The organism is Streptomyces sp. NBC_00663 (assembly GCF_036226885.1).
In the GTDB taxonomy this organism is placed as follows: Bacteria; Actinomycetota; Actinomycetes; order Streptomycetales; family Streptomycetaceae; genus Streptomyces.
Genome location: NZ_CP109027.1, coordinates 5,149,791 through 5,171,396 on the forward strand (window position 1 = coordinate 5,149,791; position 21,606 = coordinate 5,171,396).

Genomic DNA, 21,606 nt, shown 5'->3' on the forward strand with positions numbered 1-21,606 from the left:
ACGGACGGGGACTGCGGGGCCGTGCGAGGACAGCGGAGGTGACGGCATGACGTGGCATGTGGATGCCGAGGATCTACGGGCCTACGCCCAGGGCGAGCTGGCGGCGCCCCGGCTCTGGTCCGCCGACACGCACCTGATGTCCTGCGCGGACTGCCGAGAGGCGCTCGCCTCGGTGAGCGACCCGGTCGCCCTCGACACCGGCTGGGAGCGGCTCGACGCCGAACTCGACGTCCCCCGAAGGGGGCTGTTCGAGGCGCTGCTCGTGCGGCTCGGCGTCGCCGACCATGTCGCGCGGTTGCTCACGGCGACACCCGTGCTGCGCCGCTCATGGCTGGCGGCGGTGGTGTTCCTGCTGCTGACGACCGTGGGCGTGGTCTACACGGCCGACTCGCCGACCCTCTTCCTCGCCCTGGCCCCGCTGCTCCCGCTCGCCGGTGTCGCGCTGTCGTACGGCCCCGCGCTGGACCCGACGTACGAGATGGCGGTCGTCAGCCCGGTGCACGGCTTCCGGCTGCTGATGATCCGCACGGTGGCGGTGCTCGCCGCAGGCCTGGGCCTCAACGGCCTGGCGACTCTCGCCCTCCCCTCCTACGGCCTGCGCGCGCTGGCCTGGCTGCTGCCCGCGCTCGCCCTGACCGCGACCGGCCTCGCGCTCACCCCGCGCCTGGGCCCGGTGCTCGCGCCGTCCCTGGTCGGCGGGGCGTGGATCGCGCTGCTCGTCGCCGCCGACCGGGCCGGCGACGGCCCGCTCGTGCCGTTCACCGCGGCCGGCCAGGGCGCCGCCGCGGCGGTCGCCGCCCTCGCGGTCGGCCTGCTCTTCCTCGTACGCGACCGTTTCGACGTCTTCCACAGGAGTGCCGTATGACACCCACCGTCTCCGCCGAGGGGCTCAGCCTCCATTACGGCGGTACCCGCGCCCTCGACGACGTGTCGCTGCGGCTGACCCGGGGCGTCACCGGGCTGCTCGGCCCCAACGGGGCGGGAAAGACCACCCTGTTGCGGGTGCTGGCCACGGCCGTCCCCGCCGACCGCGGCGCCTTCACGGTGCTGGGGAACGACCCGGGCACCGCGCGCGGCCGGCAGGAGGTCCGGCGGCGGCTCGGCTATCTGCCCCAGACCCCCGGCTTCCACCCGGACTTCACGGCCTTCGAGTTCGTCGACTACGTGGCGATCCTGAAGGAGCTCACCGACCGCGGCGCCCGCCATCGCGAGGTGCGGCGCGTGCTCGACGAGGTCGACCTGGGCGACGTCCGCGCCAAGCGCATCAAGAAGCTGTCCGGCGGCATGCGACAGCGGGTGGCGCTGGCCGCGGCGCTCGTCGGCGACCCCGGTTTCCTCGTCCTGGACGAGCCGACGGTCGGCCTCGACCCCGAACAGCGCATGCGCTTCCGGGAGTTGATCGCCCGGGCGGGCGAGGGCCGGACCGTGCTCCTGTCCACCCACCAGACGGAGGACGTGGCGATGCTCTGCCACCGCGTCGTGGTGATGGCGAGCGGTCGGATCCGCTTCGACGGCACCCCGGCCGAGCTGACCGCGGTGGCCGCCGGACGCGTGTGGCACAGCGCGGAACGCGACCCGGGCGCGAAGGCGGGCTGGCGCACCGGCACCGGCTCCTTCCGCAACGTGGGCAGCCCGCCCGCCGGCGCCGACCTAGCCGACCCCACCCTGGAGGACGGCTATCTGCTCACCCTCGACGACGCGGGCGTGGAGGTGGCGGCGGCATGAGCGCGGTCATGGAGGCGGCCCCGACCGCCACGCGGACACCGTCACAGAACTCCTGGGCGGCCGTGTTCGCCCTGGCGCGCTTCGAGGCGCGCCGGCTCCTGACGACCGTCCCGGTGCTCCTCGGCTTCCTCGTCTACGCGGCCTGGATCGTGTGGCGCGCCCTGGACTACGCGGACGGCTACCCGGCCCTCCAGGACGCCGACCGCGCCACGCAGGGCGGCCCGCTCTTCGTCGGCCTCGCGGTCCTGCTGGCCGTGAACCAGACCGTGCTGAGATCCCGCCGCCGCGACACGGAACGGCACTTCACGGTGCTGGTGATGAGCACGGCACACCGGACGGCCGCGCATCTGCTCTCCGTGGTCCCGGCCGTCCTGCTCACCGCGGTGTGCGTGGCCGGCCAGTTCACCTGGCAGGCGCTCAAGCCGGGCGCGCTCGGGCACGGTTCGCCGGGCGAGCTGCTGGTCGGGCCGCTGACGGTGCTGGCGTTCGGGGCTGCCGGGGTGCTGCTCGCCCGCCTGGTGCGGACGGCCTTCACGGCACCGCTGGTCGTGGTCTTCTTCCTGTTCCTCTTCCTCCTCAGCACCGGCGGGGGCGTCGACGACGGCTGGACGCGCTGGCTGACCCCGGTCATAGGCGTGGCCAGCAGCAACACCCTGCCCTCCGACCTGATCGGCCGCCCCGCCGCCTGGCACGCCCTCTATCTCGCCGCGCTCGGCCTGACCGTGGCGCTGCTCGCGGTGCTGGTCGGCGGCGGCCTCCGGGCGCGGTCCGTGCAGGCCGGGTTCGCCGGGGCGCTGGCGCTGACGGTCCTCGGCGCGGTCGCCCAGGGCCAGGGTGTCGCCCCGGACGTGACGGCAGCCCGGGAGCGGGCCTCGCTCCACCCCGAGCAGGTGCAGACCTGCGTGGAGCGGGACGGGTCGCGCTACTGCGCCTTCCCCGAGTGGCGGGGCCGGACCGCGGACTGGGCACGGACCGTGGCCGAGGTGCAGTCCCTCGCCGGCGGCACGGCCCACGACCAGAGCCTGCTCGTCCGCCAGCGGATCGACGCGCGCTACGGCCTCGACGGCGACTCCGCCCTCGAACCCGCCGCGACCCCGGGCCAGGTGACGGTGGGCACGGCCTGGGGCGGCAACCGCGTCCCGGAGTTCTCGGTCGCCGTCGCCGGGGTCCTGGTCACCGGCGACGAGAAGACGACCGGTGACCTGTGCGACGGCCGCATGGTCACCCTCATGTGGCTGGCCCTGGCCGGGCGGTCCGACCCGATCGGCGCCCTCAAGAACGTCCGTCTGGACGACAGCGCGAGCGGCTCGGCGATCGTCCTGTCCCAGACGAACCCGCTGCTGATGACGGCCGGTCAGACGACCGTCGTGCGCAAGCTGCTGGAGCAGCCGCGGGACGGGGTGGCGGCGAAGGTGAAGGCGAACTGGACCGACCTGACCTCGCCGAAGGTGACGACGGCCCGGGCGGCCGAACTGCTGGGTGTGAAGGCAAAGGTGGGGGCGGACAAGTGCGAGTGAGTGAAGGGCTGGTGCGGCGTGTCCCGCCGCGCCCCACCCAAGGCGAAGGCGGGGGTGGACGGATGAGAGTGACCGTGGCGCTGGTGGCGCCCGTCCTGCGCACCCTTCCCTGGCGGGCGCTCGGTGCCGCCGGTGCCGTGGGGCTGCTGATCGTCTCGATGGCGCGGCTGACCACCGGGGTCGACGAGCTGCTGGCGCTGAACCTGCTGCGGGCCGGCGTCCTGGCCTTCGCCCTCGGCCTGGCGTTCGTACTGGACGACCCGGCCCGGCACACCACGGCTCCGGTACCGACCCGCAGACCCGTCCGTCACGCCCTGCGGCTGGCGCTGGTCGCGCCGTTCACCGCGGTGTGGTGGACGGCGGCGCTCCTGCTCGTGCCGGACGGCATACGTCCGTCCGTGGGCGACGTGACCCTGGAGGCGGGCGCCGCCTTCACCCTGGCGCTCGCGGCGTCGGCGGCGGCGATCCGCTTCACCCAGGCGGCGGAGCCGGGACAGGCGGTGGCCGGCGCGGTGCTCACGACGGCCGTCCTCGGGCTGCTGCTGTTGCCGGGGCGCTGGGCGCTGTTCGTGGGGCCGGAGGACCCGCGATGGGGAGCGGCACATGACCGGTGGGGGATGGTGCTGGCCGGCGCGGTGGTGATGTGGGGGGTGTGCGGACCGGAGCCGTTGAAGCGGAGAGCGCCTTTCAGCACGTCCGGCGTTTGAGGACGAGGCCCGTTCAGGGCCGAAGCGGTGGGCTGGGGGCGGCAGCCCCCAGGCGGATGACACGGACGCCGGGCGCGGCGCAATCCCACGCCGCGTCACATCGGCTCACGCCAGCGCCCGCGTCACGTCTCCGTGCGGTACATCAGGTCCGTCTCATGCGTCACGAACCCGAGCCGCTCGTACACCGACACCGCGGCCTTGTTGTCCGCGTCCACGTAGAGCATCGCCGTCGGCAGCCCCTGTGCGGCGAGGTGCCGCAGCCCGATGGTGGTGAGGGACTTGCCGAGGCCGCCGCCCTGGACGCCCGGCTTCACCCCCAGCACATACACCTCGCCCAGCCGCTCCATCGCGTGGACCTTCGTCCAGTGGAAGCCGACGAGTTCGTCGCCGCGGAAGGCGAGGAAGAAGCCGGCCGGGTCGAACCAGGGCTGGGCCATCCGGTCGTCGAGGTCGCGCTGGACGAGCGAGCCCTGCTCGGGATGGTGGGCGAACGCGGCGGCGTTCACGGCGAGCCAGGCGGCGTCATCGGTGCCGGGGACGAAGGGCCGTACGGAAACGCCCTCCGGGAGCACCGGGTCGGGCAGGTCCAGGTCGGTCAGGGACCGCCGCATCTGCCGTAGCTCACGGAACAGGGTCAGCCCGAGGACCTGCGCGAGATGCCGGGCGGCGGAGTGACCGCCGTGGGCCCACACCCGCAGCCGCTTGCCGGAGGCGGCGAGGAGGGCGGAGCCGAGCGCCCGGCCGTGGCCGCGACCGCGGTGCGCGGGGTGGACGACCAGCTCGGCGGCCGGGGCCTCCACGGGATCGGTGTCCTCCAGCTGGGCGTAGCCGACGAGTTCGTCGTCGACGGTCAGCAGCAGATGGTCCACGCCCTCGCGGGCGCCACCGCGCAGTTGCAGCCGGCCCTGCTCCGAGACCGCCTGCTGGCCGTCGGCGCGGGCGGCCTCCGCGAGGAGCGCGAGGACGGCGTCGGTCTGGTCCGGGGAGAGCGCCGCGTGGTTCTGGATGGAGCGAGTGCTGCCGGGCCGCACGGTGTCGTCGCTGGTCATGCGTACGAGGGTACGGGGGAGAGCGCGCAAAGTGGCGGCACCGTAAACCCCGCAAAGCGCCTGCAAAGGAGAGGGCAAAGGGAAACCAGGATGTAACCAAGAAACCCCTGTCGCGCTACGCGCGTTGACTTTAGGCTGCGCCGGACGGGGCCCACTTGCTCAGCCGACCCACAGGGGGGCGTATGCCAGCCATATCCCAGCCGCACCACCGCCGCAGACGGACCGTCCGACTGCTCGCCGCAGCCGCCGGTCTCGCCACCGCCGGTGCCCTCGCCGCCGCGCTGCCCTCGTCGGCCGCCCCGGTCGAATCGGGCAAACCGGGTAAGGCGCCCAGTCGTTACCAGGACGTCCAGCTGCTGTCCTTCAACGACCTGCACGGCAACCTGGAGCCGCCGTCCGGCTCCTCCGGCCGGGTCACCGAGCTCCAGGCGGACGGCACCACCAAGACCATCGACGCCGGTGGTGTCGAGTACCTGGCGACGCACCTGCGCGAGGCGCGCGCGGGCAACAAGTACTCCATCACCGCGGCCGGTGGCGACATGGTCGGCGCCTCCCCGCTGATCTCGGGTCTCTTCCACGACGAGCCCACCATCGAGGCGCTCAACAAGCTGGACCTGGACGTCACCTCGGTCGGCAACCACGAGTTCGACGAGGGCGCCAGGGAACTGGCCCGCCTCCAGAAGGGCGGCTGTCACCCGACGGCCGGCTGCTACTCGGACGAGGAGTTCGAGGGCGCCGACTTCCCCTACCTGGCCGCCAACGTCCTGAGCGAGAAGACCGGCAAGCCGATCCTCAAGCCGTACTACGTCTGGCAGAAGAACGGCATCAAGGTCGGCTTCATCGGCGTCACCCTGGAGGACACCCCCGGCGTCGTCTCCGCCGAGGGCGTCAAGGGCCTGAAGTTCAAGGACGAGGTCGAGACGATCAACAAGTACGCCAAGGAGCTCCAGCGCCAGGGCGTGAAGTCGATCGTGGCCCTCATCCACGAGGGCGGCGCGCCGGCCTCCGGGTCGTACAACTACAACTGCGACTCCCCGGGCGCGGGTGACGGTATCTCCGGCCCGATCGTGGACATCGCCAAGAACATCACCCCGCAGGTCGACGCGCTGGTGACGGGTCACACCCACGCCGCGTACGCCTGCACCATCAACGACCCGGCGGGCAACCCGCGCACGGTCACCTCGGCCGCCTCCTTCGGCCGTCTCTACACGGACACGACGCTGACGTACGACCGTTGGACGGGTGACATCGCCCGCACGTCGGTGAAGTCGGCGAACCACGTGGTCACCCGGACCGTCGCCAAGGCGCCGGACATGACCGAGCTGATCGGCCGGTGGAACACCCTCGCGGCGCCCATCGGCAACCGCGCGATCGGCTACATCTCCGCCGACATCACGAGCACCGGCACCGAGTCCCCGATGGGCGACCTCATCGCCGACGCGCAGCTCGCCTACGGCAAGCAGCTCGACCCGGAGACCGACCTCGCGCTGATGAACCCGGGCGGTGTGCGGGCCGGGCTGACGTACGCGCAGAAGGGCACCGAGGGCGACGGCGTGGTGACCTACGCCGAGGGCTTCACGGTCCAGCCGTTCTCCAACACCGTGAACCTCCAGGACTTCACCGGCGCCCAGCTGATCAAGGTCCTCCAGGAGCAGGTCAGCGGTTCGAACGCGGCCTCCCCGAAGATCCTTCAGCCGTCCTCGGGTCTCACCTACACCCTGGACCTGACGAAGACGGGCGCGGACCGGATCGTCGTCGACTCCGTGAAGCTGAGCGGCGTCGCCCTCGACCCGACGGCCACCTACCGTGTCGCCACCAACAGCTTCCTCGCGGGCGGCGGCGACGGCATCACCACCCTGGGCCAGGGCACCAACGACCTCGTCGGCACCGACGACCTCGCGGCCCTGGAGCAGTACCTCCTGGCCAACTCCTCGGCCACCAGCCCGATCGCGCCGCCGGTGACGAACCGGATCACGATCGTGCAGTAGCGGTTTCCGCAGTACCGAAGAGGCGGCCACGTCACCGACGTGGCCGCCTCTTCGCGTATTAAAACCTGTGTGAGACGAGGTTTGGTTCCGGGTTTCCCCTGAAAACTTGTCTCAGTCGCAATTCATCGAGGTCTAAGCGGAATTGGCCTTTTCCGGGTTCGGGGTCCCGTAGTGTTTTCCATGTCGAAACCGAACGGCGAAGGAGAAACCGATGAGCTTCCACAAGGTCACCCCCGTCAAGGCGGCCCGCAAGCCCGCTCCGCAGAAGAAGGCCCAGGTGAAGAAGGTGACCCCGCGGCGACGCCCGGTGTCCCATAAGCACTGAGCAATAAGCGCTGAGCAGCAAACGCTGAGCAGCAAGCGCTGACCAAAAATAACCGGCATAAGCTGCCCGTAATCCGTACCTGATAATCACCGAGGAGAATTCCATGAGCTTCCACAAGATTGCCCCCGTCGCCAAGAAGAACACCAAGCCCGCCGCCCCGGCCCCCAAGAAGAAGGCCGCGCCGAAGAAGGCCACCGCCGCCGCCACGTCGCGCCGCCGCCCGGTCGGCAACAAGAACCAGGGCTGCTGACACCCGAAACGACGAGGCGGGGCCACCGACAGGGACTCGGTGGCCCCGCCTCGGGCATGTCCGAAGGGAGGGACGATGAAAGAGATCCGTGCGGCCTTCCACCGGTTCTGGCCGCTCACCCGCGGCGACCGTAAGTGGCTGCTGGCGATCATCGCCTGTGTGGTGGTGTCCGCGCTCGCCGAGACCGCCTCGATCCTGCTGTTCGCCGAGCTGACCGACACCGCGCTCAAGGCCGGTTCGCTCGCCGCCTTCTGGGGCCCGGCCGGTGCCTGGCTCGCCGTCGCGGCGCTCGGTGCGCTCGTCGGCTACCTCGGCAACTCGCTCGCCACCTGGACCGCCGAGAGATTCGTGCTCCGGCTGCGGGCGAAGGTGTTCCGGCATGTGCAGGACCTGCCGCCGCACTTCTTCCAGCAGCACCGGCAGGGCGACCTCGTCGAGCGGCTCACCGGTGACGTCGAGGCCATCGAGCAGATGGTGGTGTCCGGGGTCGTCGGCACCGTCTCCGCCGCCTTCGCCGCCGTCTTCTACTCCGCCGCCGCCCTCTGGCTCCGCTGGGACCTGGCCCTTGCCACCTTCGTCCTCGCGCCGCTGTTCCTGCTCGCCGCCCGCCGCTTCGCCGGGCGCATCAAGAGCGCCTCCCAGGACGAGCGCGTCGCCGACGGCGCGATCACCTCGGTGGTGGAGGAGTCGCTCGGCAACGTGGTCCTCACCCAGGCCTACAACCGCCACCGGGACGAGGAACAGCGCCTGGACCGCGAGGCCAGGGCCTGGATGCGGGCCAGCGTCCGCGGGGCCCGGCTCAGCGAGATGTACGAGCAGTTCGTCGAGGTGGTCGAGACGATCTGCGTGCTCGCCGTCATCGGACTCGGGGTGTGGGAGATCTCCGCCGACCGTATGACCCTCGGTCAGCTTCTCGCCTTCGCCGCCTTCATCGGCTACCTCTACCCGCCCGTCCGCAACCTCGGCGGGCTCGGCCTCACCCTCACCGCCGCCACCGCCGGCGCCCAGCGCCTCAACGAGATCCTCGATGCCGAACCCGCCGTCACCGACCCCGCCGAGCCCGTGCGGGAGTGGCCGGTGCGCGGGTGGGTCAGCGTGCACGGCGCGAGCTTCGGCTACCCGGGCGCCGCGCACGCCTCTCTGAGCGACGTCACCTTCACCGCCGCCCCCGGCGAACTCGTCCTCGTCACCGGCCCGAGCGGCGCCGGCAAGTCCACCCTCGCCAAGCTGCTGCTGCGCTTCTACGACCCCTCGTCCGGCGTGCTCTGCCTGGACGGCGTCCCGCTGACGGACGTACCGCTCGCATTCCTGCGCGAGAACATCGCCCTGCTCCCTCAGGAGACGCTGATCCTGCACGGCACCATCCGGGAGAACATCGCCTGCGGGCGTCCGGGCGCGACACAGGAGGAGATCGAGAAGGCCGCCGCGGCAGCCGCCGCCCACACCTTCGTCGCCGAACTCCCCGACGGCTACGACACCGTCATCGCCCCCGGCACCGCCGCCCTCTCCGGCGGCCAGCTCAAGCGCATCGCCATCGCCCGCGCGATCCTGCGCGCCGCGCCCGTCCTGATCCTCGACGAGCCGACGGCCGGCCTGGACGCGATGGCCGCGCGGCGGATCGTCCAGCCGCTGCGCCACCTGATGTCCGGCCGTACGACGATCATGATCACGCACGATCTGAGCCTGGCCCCCGACGCCGACCGCATTCTCGTCGTGGACGGCGGACGGCTGGTGGAGGAGGGCACGCACGACGAACTCGTCCGGCGCGGCGGGACGTACGCGCACCTGGCGTACGCCGGTCAGCGGGAGGTGCGGCCGACCGGGAGCCCCGCCGGACTCCTGAGCGTGTAGCCCAGTCCCCGCACGGTCTGGATGAGCCGCGGTTCGCCGCGGCTCTCCAGCTTGCGCCGCAGATACATGACGTACACGTCCAGGGTGTTGGAGGCGGGCTCGAAGTCGAAGCCCCACACCTCCTTGTGGATCTGCGCCCGGCTGAGCACCTTGGCCGGATGCCGCATGAGGTAGGCGAGAAGCGCGTACTCGGTCCGGGTGAGGTCGAGGGGACGGCCGCCGCGGGTGACGGCACGGGTGCGCAGATCGATGGCGATGTCCTGGAACGACAGCCGCTCACTGGCTTGCGGCGGCACCACACGCGGTCGGCTGCGCCGCAGCAACGCCCTGACCCGGGCGAGCAGTTCCTCGGCGTCGAAGGGTTTGGCGAGATAGTCGTCGGCGCCGTTGTCGAGGGCGACGATCCGGTCGCCGACCGCGGCCCGTCCGGTGATCATCAGGATCGGGACGGTGGAGCCGGAGGCCCGGATACGGCGGGTGGCGGCCAGCCCGTCGAGTCCGGGCATGGTGACGTCCATCAGCACCAGGTCCGGGCCGTCCGCCATGAGTTCCAGGGCACTGCGCCCGTCCCCGGCGAGGACGGTCTCGTACCCCTCGAACCGCAGCAGCCGCCCAAGCCCTTCTCTCACGGCCTCGTCGTCATCGGCCAGCAGAATCTTCCGCGCCATCCGAACACGGTGTGACGAGAGCCTGTGGCAGAGCTGGCAAGGCGATGAGCGTGGCCTTTAAGGCTCGCAGCCGGCCTGGCTACCGGGCCGCAGGGCGTGGGGCATCGCCGCGATGAGCCCGAGGGCCTTCAGCCGTGCGCGTCGGTCGGTGTGGTACTCCCGGCAGGTCACACCCCTGCCCCCGCCGTCCCGAGCAGTCCGTGCGGCAGATAGCCGGACCGGACGCCGAGCTCCCAGCCATGGACCTGGACGGCGAGACAGGCCAGGGCGAGGGCGCCGAGGGGGAGGAGGGAACGGGGCGCCGGATCACCGGCAGCGGCCTCAAGGCACTCCCGGTGGGCGATCAGCCGGGCCGCGAGAGCCTCCTCGAAGGAGGCCTGGTCGTCGTCGAGGAGCACGCGCAGCAGGCGCTGGTCCGCACTCAGCGCATCGCCGATCTCGCCGATCTCGCCGATCTCGCCGATCGCGTCGAGCCGCCGGGCGGACTCCGCGCGCTCCCCGGTGTCGGGCTTGCGCAGTGCGACGGCCGGCCAGTCGCGGGGCAGATGCCCGGCCGGCTCGGTGAGATAGCGGCACAGGGCGTCCATGGCGGCGAGGTCGGCGGGGGCGGAGACGGAGGTGTACGGGTTGTAGGGCGACCCGTCCCGGACGGCGGGCGCGTAGTCCCCGCGCAGCAGCAGCCCGACGATCCGCTCCCGGTCCCGCACGAGCCCGCTGACGACAGCCACCTCGAACAGATCGAGCCACGTCCGCGCGGTGGGCGCCTCCTTGACGACATCCCGGAAGGTGAGGGGCCCGTCCCCGAACTCGTCGTCATCGGGGTCCGTGCTGATCCGTTCCCCGACGAGGGGGAACCGGATCTCCTGGTCCCCGTTCGGGAAGCACAGGACGCTCAGCACTCCGTGCACACACTCCGCCGCGGTGACGGCGACCACGCGCGCCTGGTGGTCGAGCCCCGGGTCCGCGACCGCACGGGCGGCGACATGGTCGAGGAGTTCGTCCGCCATGGCCTGTATCAGTGCCGGCGAGATGCTGTCGTACCGCAGGGAGTGCCAGTGCGAGAACGCCCGCCCGTGGATGTCGTCGAGCGCCTCGGCCAGCCGCTGGTCACTGACCTGATGGCATGTCACGTCCCGCACGTGCCCCGTCCCTTCACACAGCTGATGAGTGGACGAGGCACGTTATCAACGGGCACCGACAGCGCTTGTACCCGGCGTCAGGAAGCCGTCGGCGTCCAGTCGCCGAGCCAGTCCGCGACCTCCTGGTTCGCGGCCTGCGCGTCGGTCAGCTGGGGCCGGTCGCCGCTCGCGGCGCCCGATCCGGCGCCCGTGTTCTTGTACTCGGCGAACCGGTCGGCCTTCCAGGAGAAGCCGCTCATGTCGGTCCACGGGGTGGACTTGATCGCCGCGCTCAGGCTGGTGTTGCGGACGGTCGTCTGCGGGTCGAGGGTCGCGTCACCACCGGCGTGCCAGGGGCGGCCGAGATAGAAGCTCGCGGCCGAGACGTCGCCGTTGACCGTGGAGTTGGCGATCAGGAAGCCCTTGCGGTCGGCGGCCGTGCTGGGAGCGGTGACGTACCCGGCGGAGGTGCCGTTGTAGCGCTTCTTCAGCGTGATGACGGACTTGTCGATCACCGCGGTGGCGCGCCCGAAGATGAAGTCGACGTTGCCGATGACGTAGGAGTTGGTCATGTAGACACGGCCCAGCTTCTCCTTGGCGGCCGTGTCCACCAGCAGCGTGTCCTGGTCGCCGCTGACGATGACCCCGTCCAGGAACACCTTGTCGGCGCTGGTGCGCAGGGCGACGGCCTGCTGGGCGATGTCGGTGTGGGCGGCTTCGTCGAAGTCGTTGGAGATGGTCAGGTTGCGCGCCTGGAAGTCATCGGCGTCGACGGCGACGGTGGCGCTGCCGCCGGTGCCGTAGGTCCCCGAACCGTCCGGCTTCTGCGTGCCCGAGGCGTTGTTGTAGACGATCACCGTGTCCTTACGGCTGCCGCCCGTGCCCTGGATGGTGACGTGCGGCTTGTTGGACGGCACCTTCACCAGCTCGCGGTACGTCCCCGGCTTCACCTGGATGACGACACGCGAGGCGTTGTTGGCCGGTACGGCGTTCACCGCGGCCTGCACGGTCGTGTACTGCCCGCTGCCGTCCTTGGCGACGGTGAGGGTGGTGGCAGCGGCGGCCAGCGTGGCGGCGGACGCGGACGTGGACGCGGTGGTGCCTATCGAACTCCGCGGCCCCGCACCGGACTTGAGGAGCGAGGGCACGTTGGCCGTCGCGTCGAGCGTGTACGCGTAGTAGCTCTTCGGATCGAAGGCGGTACCCCCGCTCTCGTTCCTCCCGCTCGTCCCGACGAAGGTGTTGCCCTTCTGGACGATGGTGGCGGTGCTGTCCTTGATGACGGGGTTGTTCATGCCCTGGAAGTACGAGTTCTCCAGCACCATCTTGGTGGCGCCGCGCGAGTAGTTCCCGTACGACGACGTGATGTCGGTGCCGGCGACGTCCTCCAGGAAGTTGTTGTAGAGGTGGGCGTGGGCGGCGTTGTCCGTGGACGGGTTGCGCTGCTCGGTCTCCCGGATCCAGTTGTGGTGGATGGTGATGTCGGTGACGACGTTGTCGGTCCACCCGATGCCGAACGCCTTGTTGTCCTGGCTCATCTTGTTCCAGGAGACCGTCACGTACGTGCTGTCCTTGCGCACGTCGATGAGCCCGTCGGCCATGTGCCGCAGATCGTTGTGATCGATCCACACATGGTGGGCGCCGTCCATCTGGATGCCGTCGAAGTCGTGCTCCTTGTCGTTCCACACGCCTTGATAGGCATCCCGAATGGTCAGGTTCCGGATGATGACGTTGTGGACGCCGGTGCCGAGGAAGAAGCCACCGCCGACGATGTGCCCGGACGTCCCGGACCCGACGATGGTCTTGTTGGACTGCACCTTGATCTCTTTGCCGACCGGGTCCATGTTGATGGTCGCGGCGACGACGATGACGTACGGCTCGGCGGCCGTCGCGTACTTCTCCAGGTCGGCCAGCGTCTTCACGGTGACGATCTGGCCGTCCCGGCCGCCGTAAGTGCCGTTCTGGCCGAGGGCGTTGACCGAGGCGAAGCCGTCGGCGGTGGCGGTGGCCCAGGCGGGCGCGGCGGCGGCGGTGGCGGCGGACGCGGCGTTCTCGGCGTCGTCACCGAAGACGGGGCTGTAGGCGAGAACACCGGCCGCCGTCAGGGCGAGGGGGGCGCCGACGACAAGAGCGGTCTTGCGCCGGCGATGGCGGGGCTTGCTGCGGGTGTCGGTCATCCGTACGGCTTCCGTTCCGTGGGGGTGCGGGACGGAACGTGGTTGCCGCGCGGGGCGGAAAGGTTGCCGGGGCTCTCAGACCGTTTCCGGCGGCGGCGTCGCGGCCCCCGGCAGACGTACGGTCGCGATCGTGCCGCCGCCGTCCGCGTGCCCCAGGGTCACCTGACCGCCGGCCTGCTCCACGGTACGGGCGACGATGGACAGGCCGAGGCCGGAGCCGGGGAGGGCGCGGGCGCTGGGGGAGCGCCAGAAGCGGTCGAAGACGTGCGGGAGTTCCTCGGCGGGGATGCCGGGGCCGTGGTCGCGGACCGTCAGCTCGCCCTGGCTCAGCCGTACGTCGATCGTGCCGCCCTCGGGGCTGAACTTCACGGCGTTGTCGAGGATGTTGACGACGGCGCGTTCCAGCGCGGCGGGCTCGGCACGGGCGAACCAGGGTTCCAGATGGGCGTTGATCGTCAACTCCGGCCCACGGAGCCGGGCGCGGCGGAGCGCCGACTCGACGGTGTCCTCCAGCGACACGACCTGCACGCGCTCGCCGCGCTGGCCTTCCGAGCGGGACAGCTCCTGCAAGTCACCGATGAGAACGGCCAGTTCGGTCATCTGTGCCTTCACGGAGGCGAGCAGCGCCTTGCGGTCGGCCTCAGGGATGGGCCGTCCCGTCTCCTCACTTCGGGTGAGCAGCTCGATGTTGGTCCGCAACGAGGTCAGGGGAGTACGGAGTTCATGACCGGCGTCCGCGATGAGCTGCTGTTGCAGCTCGCGGGAGTTGGCGAGGGAGGTGTTCATCGAGTTGAAGGAGCGGGAGAGACGGGCCACTTCGTCATCGGCGTCGTCCTCGACCGGGATGCGCACGCTCAAGTCCTCGGTACGGGCCACATGTTCGACGGCCTCGGTGAGCTTGTCGACGGGGCGCAGTCCTGCGCGGGCTACGGCGAGACCGGCTGCGCCGGCGCCGAGGACTCCGATGCCGGAGACGAGGAGGAGGATGAGGGCGAGTTCGTTGAGGGTGGACTCGGTGCTCTTCAGAGGGACGGCGGCGACGACTCCGACGGCGGGGCCTGCCTGGCCGGTGCCGGTGGTGGTGGGGCCCAGATAGCGGGTCACCACGCGGACCGCGTTGCCGTTCTCGTCGGTGCCGTTGCGGAAATGGAGCCGGTTGCTGTCGGCTTCCTTGATCACGTCCTTGTCGGCCTGGGTGACCTTGATCGTGCCCGTGGAGCCGTCGAAGACACAGACCTTTCCGCTGTCCGTCACCACCTGCGAGTAGTTGTTGCGGAAGTTGAAGCCGGTGCTGTTCGTCGGGGTCGTGGTGCAGGAGTTGAGGGCGGCCTCGGCATCGCCGATCTGCTGGATCTGCCGCGGTCCCTGCATCAGCTTCTGCAAGTCGCTGTCCACCTGGTCGTACAGTTTCCCCTGCACGATGAACCAGCACGTCACCGAAACCGCCGCCACCGCGAACGCCACCGCCGCCGCCACCAGCAACGACAGCCGCGCCCGGATCGGCAGGGTCTGGAAGCGGCGTAGAGGCTTCCTCACTCCGCGCCGCCCTGTCGGAGCACATAGCCCACGCCCCGCACGGTGTGCACGAGGCGGGGCTCGCCGCCCGCCTCGGTCTTGCGGCGCAGGTACATGACATACACGTCGAGGGAGTTCGACGACGGCTCGAAGTCGAAGCCCCAGACCGCCTTCAGGATCTGCTCACGGGTCAGGACCTGGCGCGGGTGCGCCATGAACATCTCCAGCAGCGTGAACTCGGTGCGGGTCAGCTCCACCGGGCGCCCGGCACGGGTGACTTCCCGCGTCGCCAGGTCCATGCGGAGGTCCGCGAAGGTCAGCGCCTCGTCCTCCGGCACGGCACCCGCACCGGAAGCCGCCGCGTACGAGCTGCGCCGCAGCAGCGCACGGACCCGCGCGAACAGCTCGTCCAGCTCGAACGGCTTGACCAGGTAGTCGTCGGCGCCGGCGTCCAGGCCGGTCACCCGGTCACCGACCGTGTCCCGTGCCGTCAGCATCAGGATCGGCGTGGTGGTGCCCGCGCCGCGCATCCGGCGGGCGGCGGTCAGACCGTCCATGCGGGGCATCTGGATGTCGAGGACGACCAGGTCGGGCTGGTACGCGGTCGCCTTCTCCAGCGCGTCCGCGCCGTCGACCGCGACCTCCGTGTCGTAGCCCTCGAAGGCGAGGCTGCGCTGGAGTGCTTCGCGCACGGCCGGCTCGTCGTCGACGATCAGGATGCGCTGGGGGTCACGGTCGCCATCGGCGGGGCTCATCGCTCGCGGTTCCTCGGGGTGCGGTGGGACGTGGGCGCCTTCAGCGTCGCACGTCGGCCGGCGGTCGGGTCAAGCACGGGGCGGGTCGGGCGCGGGCCGGGTCAGGCGCGCACCCGGCTGCGCCGGGCGGTGCGGCGGGCGGCCACTGTCGAGATCTCGGGGGCCCGGACCGCGGGCGCCGTCGGCGCGTGCAGCTCGTACGCCACTTCAAGGGCCAGGGTGAGGCCGGCCGGGTCGGTGGCGGCCACCGTGTGGGAAACCTGCTTGATCATGACGTACTCCCTACGCGCTCAGTGGTTCAGCTGTCGGTGCCGCCGGCCCGCAGCTTCGCGAGGTCGGCCTTGACGGTGTTGATCGGGATGGCGAAGCCGAGGCCGACGCTGCCGGCGCTGGAGGAGGACGTGGAGTCCGCGGCCGAGTACATCGCCGAGTTGATGCCGATGATGTTGCCGTTCATGTCGATCAGCGCGCCGCCGGAGTTGCCGGGGTTCAGCGAGGCGTCCGTCTGGAGGGCCTTGTACGTCGTCGTCGACGAACCCGTGTCGCCGTTGAACTGCTGGCCGCCGAACTCGAACGGCCACTGACCGCTGCCGCCGCTCTGGCCCTGGTCCTGGCTCTGGCTCTCGTCCGTCGAGACGGTCACGTCACGGTTCAGGGCGGAGACGATGCCGCTGGTCACCGTGCCGGTCAGGCCCTCGGGGGAGCCGATCGCCACGACCTCGTCGCCGACCTGGACACCGTCGGAGTTGCCGAGGGTCGCGGTGGTGAGGCCGGAGGCGTTCTCCAGCTTGATCAGGGCGAGGTCCTTGGCGCTGTCGGTGCCGACGACCTTGGCCGTGTACTCCTTGCCGTCGCTCGTCGAGACCTTGACCGAGGTGGCGCCGGAGATGACGTGGTTGTTGGTGATGATCTCGCCGTCGCTGGTGATGATCACACCGGAGCCGGTGGAGGAGCCGTTGCTGAGCGTCGCGTTGATCTCGACGATGCTCGGGCTGACCGCCTTGGCGACCCCGGAGACCGTGCCCTTGTCGGCGGACGGCACCACATTGGTGCTGGTGCTGCTGCTGGAGGCGACCGTGTCGTTGCCGGTCAGCTCCTGGATGCCGTAGGCCGTACCGCCGCCGATGGCCGCGGCGACGATCGCGACGGCGGCCAGGAGGGCGAAGGGACCGCGGGCGCGCTTCTTCTGCGAGGGCGAAGGCGCGGGAGCCACCGGCTCCGCCGCCACCGCCGTCAGGACAGCGGTACCGCCGCTGCCGTTGCCGTCACCGCCGGCGACCTGAGTCTGCGCCGGCCACACCGTGGTCCCCGGCTCCACCGTCACCGGCTGCGGCGCGGGGGGCTGGGCCGGCGGGGCCGGCCACTCGGGGTTGACGGGGGAGGAGGCGTGCTGCTGGGCGCCCTGGTAGGGGTTCGCGTACTGCTCGTACTCGCCGTCGCGGCGGAAGCTCTCGGTCATGACACTGAGCTTGTCGCCCGACCATGAGAGCTCCCTGAGTGCTCCCTGAGAACGCCGCCAGAACCTTGTTTGCCCGATATAAAGACCGCGCTGGCCCCACCGGGAAACCTCTCAGAGAGGCTTAATAAAGGGCCCGCGAGCCCTCATCCACAGCCGCAGGACCGTCGTACGACGAGCTTCGACGGGAACAGCTTCAACCGCTCCCGCCGCGACCCCGCCACCCGCAGCCCGTCGTCCAGTACGAGGTCCACCGCGGCCCGCGCCATCGCGGAGCGGTCCGATGCGATCGTTGTCATCGGCGGATCCGCGAGCGCGGCTTCCTTGATGTCGTCGAAGCCGATGACCGCCAGCTCGCCCGGCACGTCGATGCGCAGCTCGCGCGCCGCCCGCAGCAGGCCGATGGCCTGGTCGTCGGTGGAGCAGAAGATCGCGGGGGGGCGGTTCGGCCCCGACAGCAGCTCCAGCGCCACCTGGTAGGCGTCGTAGCGGTTGTACGGCGCCTCGAAGAGCCGTCCCTCGGTGGTGAGGCCGGCCTCCTCCATTGCCCGTCGCCAGCCCTCGACGTGGTCGGAGACCGGGTCGCCGACGGAGGGGGTTTCGGCGGTGCCGCCCATACAGGCGACGTAGGGATGGCCGTGGTTCAGGAGATGCTCGACGGCCGTCTTCGCGCCGGTGAGGTCGTCGAGGACGACGGCGACGTCGTCGATCGCCTCGGGCCGCTCGTGCAGCAGCACCACGCGCGCGTCCCAGGCCTCGATCTCCGCGGCGGCCAGGTCGTTGAGAGCGTGGCTGACGAGGATCAGGCCGGAGACCCGCATGCCGAGGAAGGCCCGCAGATAGTGGGTCTCGCGCTCGGCGACATAGTCGGTGTTGCCGACCAGGACCATCTTTCCGCGCTCGGCCGCGGCCTGTTCGACCGCATGCGCCATCTCGCCGAAGAAGGGCTGACGGGCGTCCGGGATGATCAGGCCTATGAGGTCCGTCCGGCGGGACGCCATCGCCTGGGCGACCCGGTCGGGCCGGTACCCCAGCTCCTTGATCGCGGCGAGAACACGCTCGCGCGTGGCCGGGGCGACCGGCCGGGGTCCGTTGTTGATGACGTAACTGACGACGGCAGTCGACGTCCCTGCCAGTCGCGCCACGTCATCTCGAGTCACCTTGGCCACGCGCGGAGTCTACGCGGATGGACCCGCTCTGGGCAGGGCGTAAGCCGTCTTCGCTGTGCTCCGCCTGAGCGACCCCTGTGCACGCCGGGCCCCGTCAGACGTCGGCGTTGACCTCGGTGGCGTCCAGAGCGGCCGTCTCGTCCGCATCCTCCGCCTTTGGCCGGTCGCTCCGGGCCTTGGCGTCGTCGGTCGCGCGCTCGCCCTTCTCCGGAGTAACGAATCGGTAACCGACGTTCCGGACGGTTCCGATCAGCGACTCGTGCTCGGGGCCGAGCTTGGCGCGCAGTCGTCGTACGTGCACGTCCACGGTCCGGGTGCCACCGAAGTAGTCGTAGCCCCAGACCTCCTGGAGCAGCTGGGCGCGTGTGAAGACGCGGCCCGGATGCTGGGCCAGGTATTTGAGGAGCTCGAACTCCTTGAAGGTCAGGTCCAGGACCCGGCCCTTGAGCTTGGCGGAGTAGGTCGCCTCGTCGACCGACAGGTCGCCGTTGCGGATCTCCATGGGGGAGTCGTCGTTGACGATCTGCTGCCGGCCCATGGCGAGCCGCAGTCGGGCCTCGACCTCGGCCGGTCCGGCGGTGTCGAGGAGTACGTCGTCGATGCCCCAGTCGGCGGTGACGGCGGCGAGGCCGCCCTCGGTGACGACGAGGATGAGTGGACAGCCGGGCCCCGTGGAGCGCAGGAGCTGGCACAGGCTGCGGACCTGCGGGAGGTCGCGGCGGCCGTCGATGAGGATGACATCGGCACCGGGGGTGTCGACGAGGGCTGGGCCTTCCGCCGGAGCCACGCGCACGTTGTGCAGGAGCAGGCCGAGAGCGGGGAGCACCTCCGTCGACGGCTGGAGTGCGTTGGTCAGGAGCAGCAGAGAACTCATACGGCTGGTTCCTCCTCGGTCCCGGCGAGGTCGTAGCTTTCGTATACAGGTGATCCGAAAGCACAAAAGGACCCGGGGGCTGCATTGCCCGAGTCCTCTGTTCAGGAGAATAGCCCACATGCGCATGGAACCGGCAGGTCGTGTCGTGCGATCCACCTCGATTCCGCACTCTGAGACGAACAGAGGCACACCTATACGGACGTTTCTGCACACCGCGGACGGGGTGGCGATCGATTCCGTATACGATCCGCCGGCCTTCGTATACGACGCCTCCGCGTCACCCTCCCGTGGTCCCGTGTTCGTCGTCGCGCACGGTTTCACGGGCGACGCGGATCGTCCTCATGTTCGCCGGGTGGCGGAGGCGTTCACGCAGTACGGCGCCGTGGTCACGTTCTCCTTCCGCGGCCATGGGGCCTCCGGCGGGCGGTCGACGGTCGGCGACCGTGAGGTGCTGGATCTGGCCGCCGCGGTGGAGTGGGCGCGCTCGCTCGGGCACGCGCGCGTGGTGACCGTGGGGTTCTCGATGGGCGGGTCCGTGGTGTTGCGGCACGCGGCGCTGTACCGGGAGGAGCGGGACGACCGGAATGAGCACGAGGGGCGCACGGGTGCGCAGACCGACGTGGTGGTTTCGGTGAGTGCTCCCGCCCGGTGGTACTACCGGGGGACGGCGCCTATGCGGAAGCTTCACTGGCTGGTAACGCGGCCCGCCGGGCGGCTGGTGGGGAGGTACGGCCTCCGTACCCGCATCCACCACAGGGAGTGGGACCCGGTCCCGCTGTCCCCGGTGGAGGCGGTCCCGAGGATCGCCCCGACCCCTCTCCTCATCGTCCACGGCGACCGCGACGGCTACTTCCCCCTCGACCACCCCCGCATGCTGGCCGACGCGGCCCCCGGCCACGCGGAACTGTGGGTGGAGCATGGAATGGGCCATGCCGAGAACGCGGCCCCGGACGAGCTGCTGCGGCGCATCGGGGACTGGGCCGTCTCACAGGAGAGCTAGCCTGACGGTGTTCAACACGGTCGAGTGAGGAAGCAGCGGAAGCAGATGCCAAAGGTCACGGTGCGCTACTGGGCCGCCGCGAAGGCCGCGGCCGGGGTCGCCGAGGAGGCGTACGACGCCGCCACCCTCGCCGAGGCGCTCGACGCGGTGCGGGGGCGACACCCCGGTGAACTCACGCGCGTGCTGCAACGATGCTCGTTCCTCATCGACGGTGACCCCGTGGGCACCCGCGGACATGAGACGGTACGGCTGGCCGACGGCGGCACGGTCGAGGTGCTCCCGCCGTTCGCAGGAGGGTGAGCGATGACGAACCAGCCGTATGAGGGTCAGCAGTACGAGGGCCAGCAGTACCAGGGGCAGCAGGGGCACGACCCCTACTGGCAGCAGGCGTACGAGGACCCGCAGGCCGCTCAGCAGTACACCCAGCAGTGGCAGGGGCAGACCTGGGAGACCCAGATGTCCGCGCCGGTCGCGCCCGCGGACACGGCGTATCTGCCGCCGCAGGGGTATGAGCCGGCCGGCTATCAGGACCCCGGGTACCAGGAGCCTGTGTATCAGGAGCCCGTGTACGAGGAGCCGGTCTCGGCTCCGGCCGCGGAGCCGGTCGCGGCTGCTTCCGGCGACTACGGCCCCGCCACCCTCGGCGGCAACGCCCGTGTCACCGACGCCCAGCGGGCCCGGCTCGAAGGCCGGTCGCCGATCATCGAGCCCGGGATGCAGCCCGCCGCCCTCACGGCGGTTCTGGGGCTGCTGCTCGCGGGTGCGGCGACCGTCGGGTCGTACGCGCTGCTCGTACCGCTCGTTCTTCTCCAGGCCGTGACGGCCGCGGGCTGGTTCCGGCTGAACGGCATGTGGCCCGCCCGGCAGGGCATCGCGCTGGCGTTCCTCGGGGCGGTCGTCGCGGACGTGGCGCTGCTGGCCGCCGACCGGTCGCCCGCGGCGATCCTCGGCACGCTGGGGGTGTGGGTGCTGCTGTGCCTGGTGCTCCAGCTGCGGTCGCACGCGGACCCCGACACCCGGATGTACGGCCTGATGGCGACCGTCGCCTCGTCGGCGCTGGCGATCGTCGCGGCGGGGTATCTCGCGGCGTCGGCGGACGCGGTGTCGGTGGGCGCGGCGTCGGTCGCCGTGGCCGTGCTGGCGCGGGCGCTGCCGCTGCCCACGGCCGCGTCGGTGGTCGTCTCGCTGCTGGCCGCCGCGGGTGCGGGTATCGCCGTCGGCGGGATGACCGGGGTGGGTGCGCAGGGTGCGCTGCTCGGGGTCGGCGCGGGGGTGTGCGCGCTGGTCGGGCACCGGGTGGCCAGTTACGACTATCCGTCGCGGTTCGTGCACTTCACGGCGGGCGTCGCGCTACCACTGGCCGCCGCCGCTCCGGCCGTGTACGTACTGGGACGCGCGCTCGGCTAGTCCGCGGGCGGTTCGTCGTGGGTCGGGGCCGCGCCGGGGGGGTGTCCGTCCTCGG

The 21,606-nt window shown here is 70.9% G+C and carries 20 protein-coding genes; 10 read left to right on the top strand and 10 right to left on the bottom strand.

Features of this window, described 5'->3' with window-relative positions:
• Positions 1–46 precede the first annotated feature (46 nt).
• The 4 genes from OG866_RS23570 (at position 47) to OG866_RS23585 (ending at position 3,949) form a co-directional block, all read left to right on the top strand.
• Positions 47–865 (top strand): zf-HC2 domain-containing protein, encoded by an 819-nt coding sequence (locus OG866_RS23570; RefSeq protein WP_329337527.1) that lies wholly within the window; start codon positions 47–49, stop codon positions 863–865.
• Positions 862–1,725 carry an ABC transporter ATP-binding protein gene (locus OG866_RS23575; protein WP_329337529.1) on the top strand — a complete coding sequence of 288 codons (864 nt, stop codon included), beginning with the start codon at positions 862–864 and terminating at the stop codon, positions 1,723–1,725. Before OG866_RS23570 ends, OG866_RS23575 begins: the two co-directional genes overlap by 4 nt.
• On the top strand, positions 1,722–3,242 hold the full coding sequence (locus tag OG866_RS23580; RefSeq protein WP_329337530.1) for an ABC transporter permease: 1,521 nt from the start codon (positions 1,722–1,724) through the stop codon (positions 3,240–3,242). Before OG866_RS23575 ends, OG866_RS23580 begins: the two co-directional genes overlap by 4 nt.
• 62 nt (positions 3,243–3,304) lie before the next feature.
• On the top strand, positions 3,305–3,949 hold the full coding sequence (locus tag OG866_RS23585; protein ID WP_329337531.1) for an ABC transporter: 645 nt from the start codon (positions 3,305–3,307) through the stop codon (positions 3,947–3,949).
• A 122-nt stretch (positions 3,950–4,071) separates the two neighbouring features.
• Here the strand turns inward: OG866_RS23585 and mshD are convergent, their stop codons facing one another.
• The gene (mshD, locus tag OG866_RS23590; RefSeq protein WP_329337533.1) at positions 4,072–4,998 is read right to left on the bottom strand and encodes a mycothiol synthase; all 927 of its coding nucleotides are present in this window, start codon (positions 4,996–4,998) and stop codon (positions 4,072–4,074) included.
• 182 nt (positions 4,999–5,180) lie between these two features.
• Here mshD and OG866_RS23595 point away from each other — a divergent pair, with 182 nt between their 5' ends.
• The 3 genes from OG866_RS23595 to OG866_RS23605 all read left to right on the top strand — a co-directional run bounded on the left by OG866_RS23595 (position 5,181) and on the right by OG866_RS23605 (position 9,412).
• Entirely contained in the window at positions 5,181–6,986 is a 1,806-nt protein-coding gene (locus OG866_RS23595; RefSeq protein ID WP_329337535.1) for a bifunctional metallophosphatase/5'-nucleotidase, read from the top strand.
• A 428-nt stretch (positions 6,987–7,414) separates the two neighbouring features.
• Positions 7,415–7,561, top strand: a complete 147-nt coding sequence (locus OG866_RS23600) for a hypothetical protein (RefSeq protein ID WP_329337537.1) — start codon at positions 7,415–7,417, stop codon at positions 7,559–7,561.
• A gap of 75 nt (positions 7,562–7,636) precedes the next feature.
• Positions 7,637–9,412 carry an ABC transporter ATP-binding protein gene (locus OG866_RS23605; protein ID WP_329337539.1) on the top strand — a complete coding sequence of 592 codons (1,776 nt, stop codon included), beginning with the start codon at positions 7,637–7,639 and terminating at the stop codon, positions 9,410–9,412.
• Here OG866_RS23605 and OG866_RS23610 read toward each other — a convergent pair.
• The 9 genes from OG866_RS23610 to OG866_RS23650 all read right to left on the bottom strand — a co-directional run bounded on the left by OG866_RS23610 (position 9,361) and on the right by OG866_RS23650 (position 19,144).
• Positions 9,361–10,080, bottom strand: a complete 720-nt coding sequence (locus OG866_RS23610; protein WP_329337540.1) for a response regulator transcription factor — start codon at positions 10,078–10,080, stop codon at positions 9,361–9,363. The genes OG866_RS23605 and OG866_RS23610 overlap by 52 nt on opposite strands.
• A gap of 167 nt (positions 10,081–10,247) precedes the next feature.
• Positions 10,248–11,219, bottom strand: a complete 972-nt coding sequence (locus OG866_RS23615; protein WP_329337541.1) for an Imm49 family immunity protein — start codon at positions 11,217–11,219, stop codon at positions 10,248–10,250.
• A gap of 77 nt (positions 11,220–11,296) precedes the next feature.
• On the bottom strand, positions 11,297–13,375 hold the full coding sequence (locus OG866_RS23620) for a pectinesterase family protein (RefSeq protein ID WP_329337542.1): 2,079 nt from the start codon (positions 13,373–13,375) through the stop codon (positions 11,297–11,299).
• Positions 13,376–13,450: 75 nt separating this feature from the next.
• A complete protein-coding gene (locus OG866_RS23625; protein ID WP_329337543.1) occupies positions 13,451–14,911 on the bottom strand; it encodes a sensor histidine kinase in 1,461 nt (486 codons plus the stop codon).
• Positions 14,908–15,645: a response regulator transcription factor gene (locus OG866_RS23630; protein ID WP_329337545.1), complete on the bottom strand. Its 738-nt coding sequence runs from the start codon at positions 15,643–15,645 to the stop codon at positions 14,908–14,910. The genes OG866_RS23625 and OG866_RS23630 overlap by 4 nt, the downstream gene beginning before the upstream one ends.
• A 101-nt stretch (positions 15,646–15,746) precedes the next feature.
• Entirely contained in the window at positions 15,747–15,917 is a 171-nt protein-coding gene (locus OG866_RS23635) for a hypothetical protein (RefSeq protein WP_329337547.1), read from the bottom strand.
• Between the two features lie 26 nt (positions 15,918–15,943).
• Entirely contained in the window at positions 15,944–17,104 is a 1,161-nt protein-coding gene (locus OG866_RS23640; protein WP_329337548.1) for a S1C family serine protease, read from the bottom strand.
• Between the two features lie 143 nt (positions 17,105–17,247).
• The gene (locus OG866_RS23645) at positions 17,248–18,270 is read right to left on the bottom strand and encodes a LacI family DNA-binding transcriptional regulator (RefSeq protein ID WP_329337549.1); all 1,023 of its coding nucleotides are present in this window, start codon (positions 18,268–18,270) and stop codon (positions 17,248–17,250) included.
• A gap of 94 nt (positions 18,271–18,364) precedes the next feature.
• Positions 18,365–19,144 (bottom strand): winged helix-turn-helix transcriptional regulator, encoded by a 780-nt coding sequence (locus tag OG866_RS23650; protein ID WP_329337551.1) that lies wholly within the window; start codon positions 19,142–19,144, stop codon positions 18,365–18,367.
• A gap of 118 nt (positions 19,145–19,262) precedes the next feature.
• On the opposite strand from OG866_RS23650, the gene OG866_RS23655 reads away from it, so the two are divergent.
• From OG866_RS23655 to OG866_RS23665, 3 genes are read left to right on the top strand one after another with little or no spacing between them, the layout of a single operon-like run.
• Positions 19,263–20,144: an alpha/beta hydrolase gene (locus OG866_RS23655; RefSeq protein ID WP_329337553.1), complete on the top strand. Its 882-nt coding sequence runs from the start codon at positions 19,263–19,265 to the stop codon at positions 20,142–20,144.
• 45 nt (positions 20,145–20,189) lie between these two features.
• On the top strand, positions 20,190–20,444 hold the full coding sequence (locus OG866_RS23660; protein ID WP_329337555.1) for a MoaD/ThiS family protein: 255 nt from the start codon (positions 20,190–20,192) through the stop codon (positions 20,442–20,444).
• A 3-nt stretch (positions 20,445–20,447) separates the two neighbouring features.
• Entirely contained in the window at positions 20,448–21,551 is a 1,104-nt protein-coding gene (locus OG866_RS23665) for a hypothetical protein (protein WP_329337556.1), read from the top strand.
• Positions 21,552–21,606 lie beyond the last annotated feature (55 nt).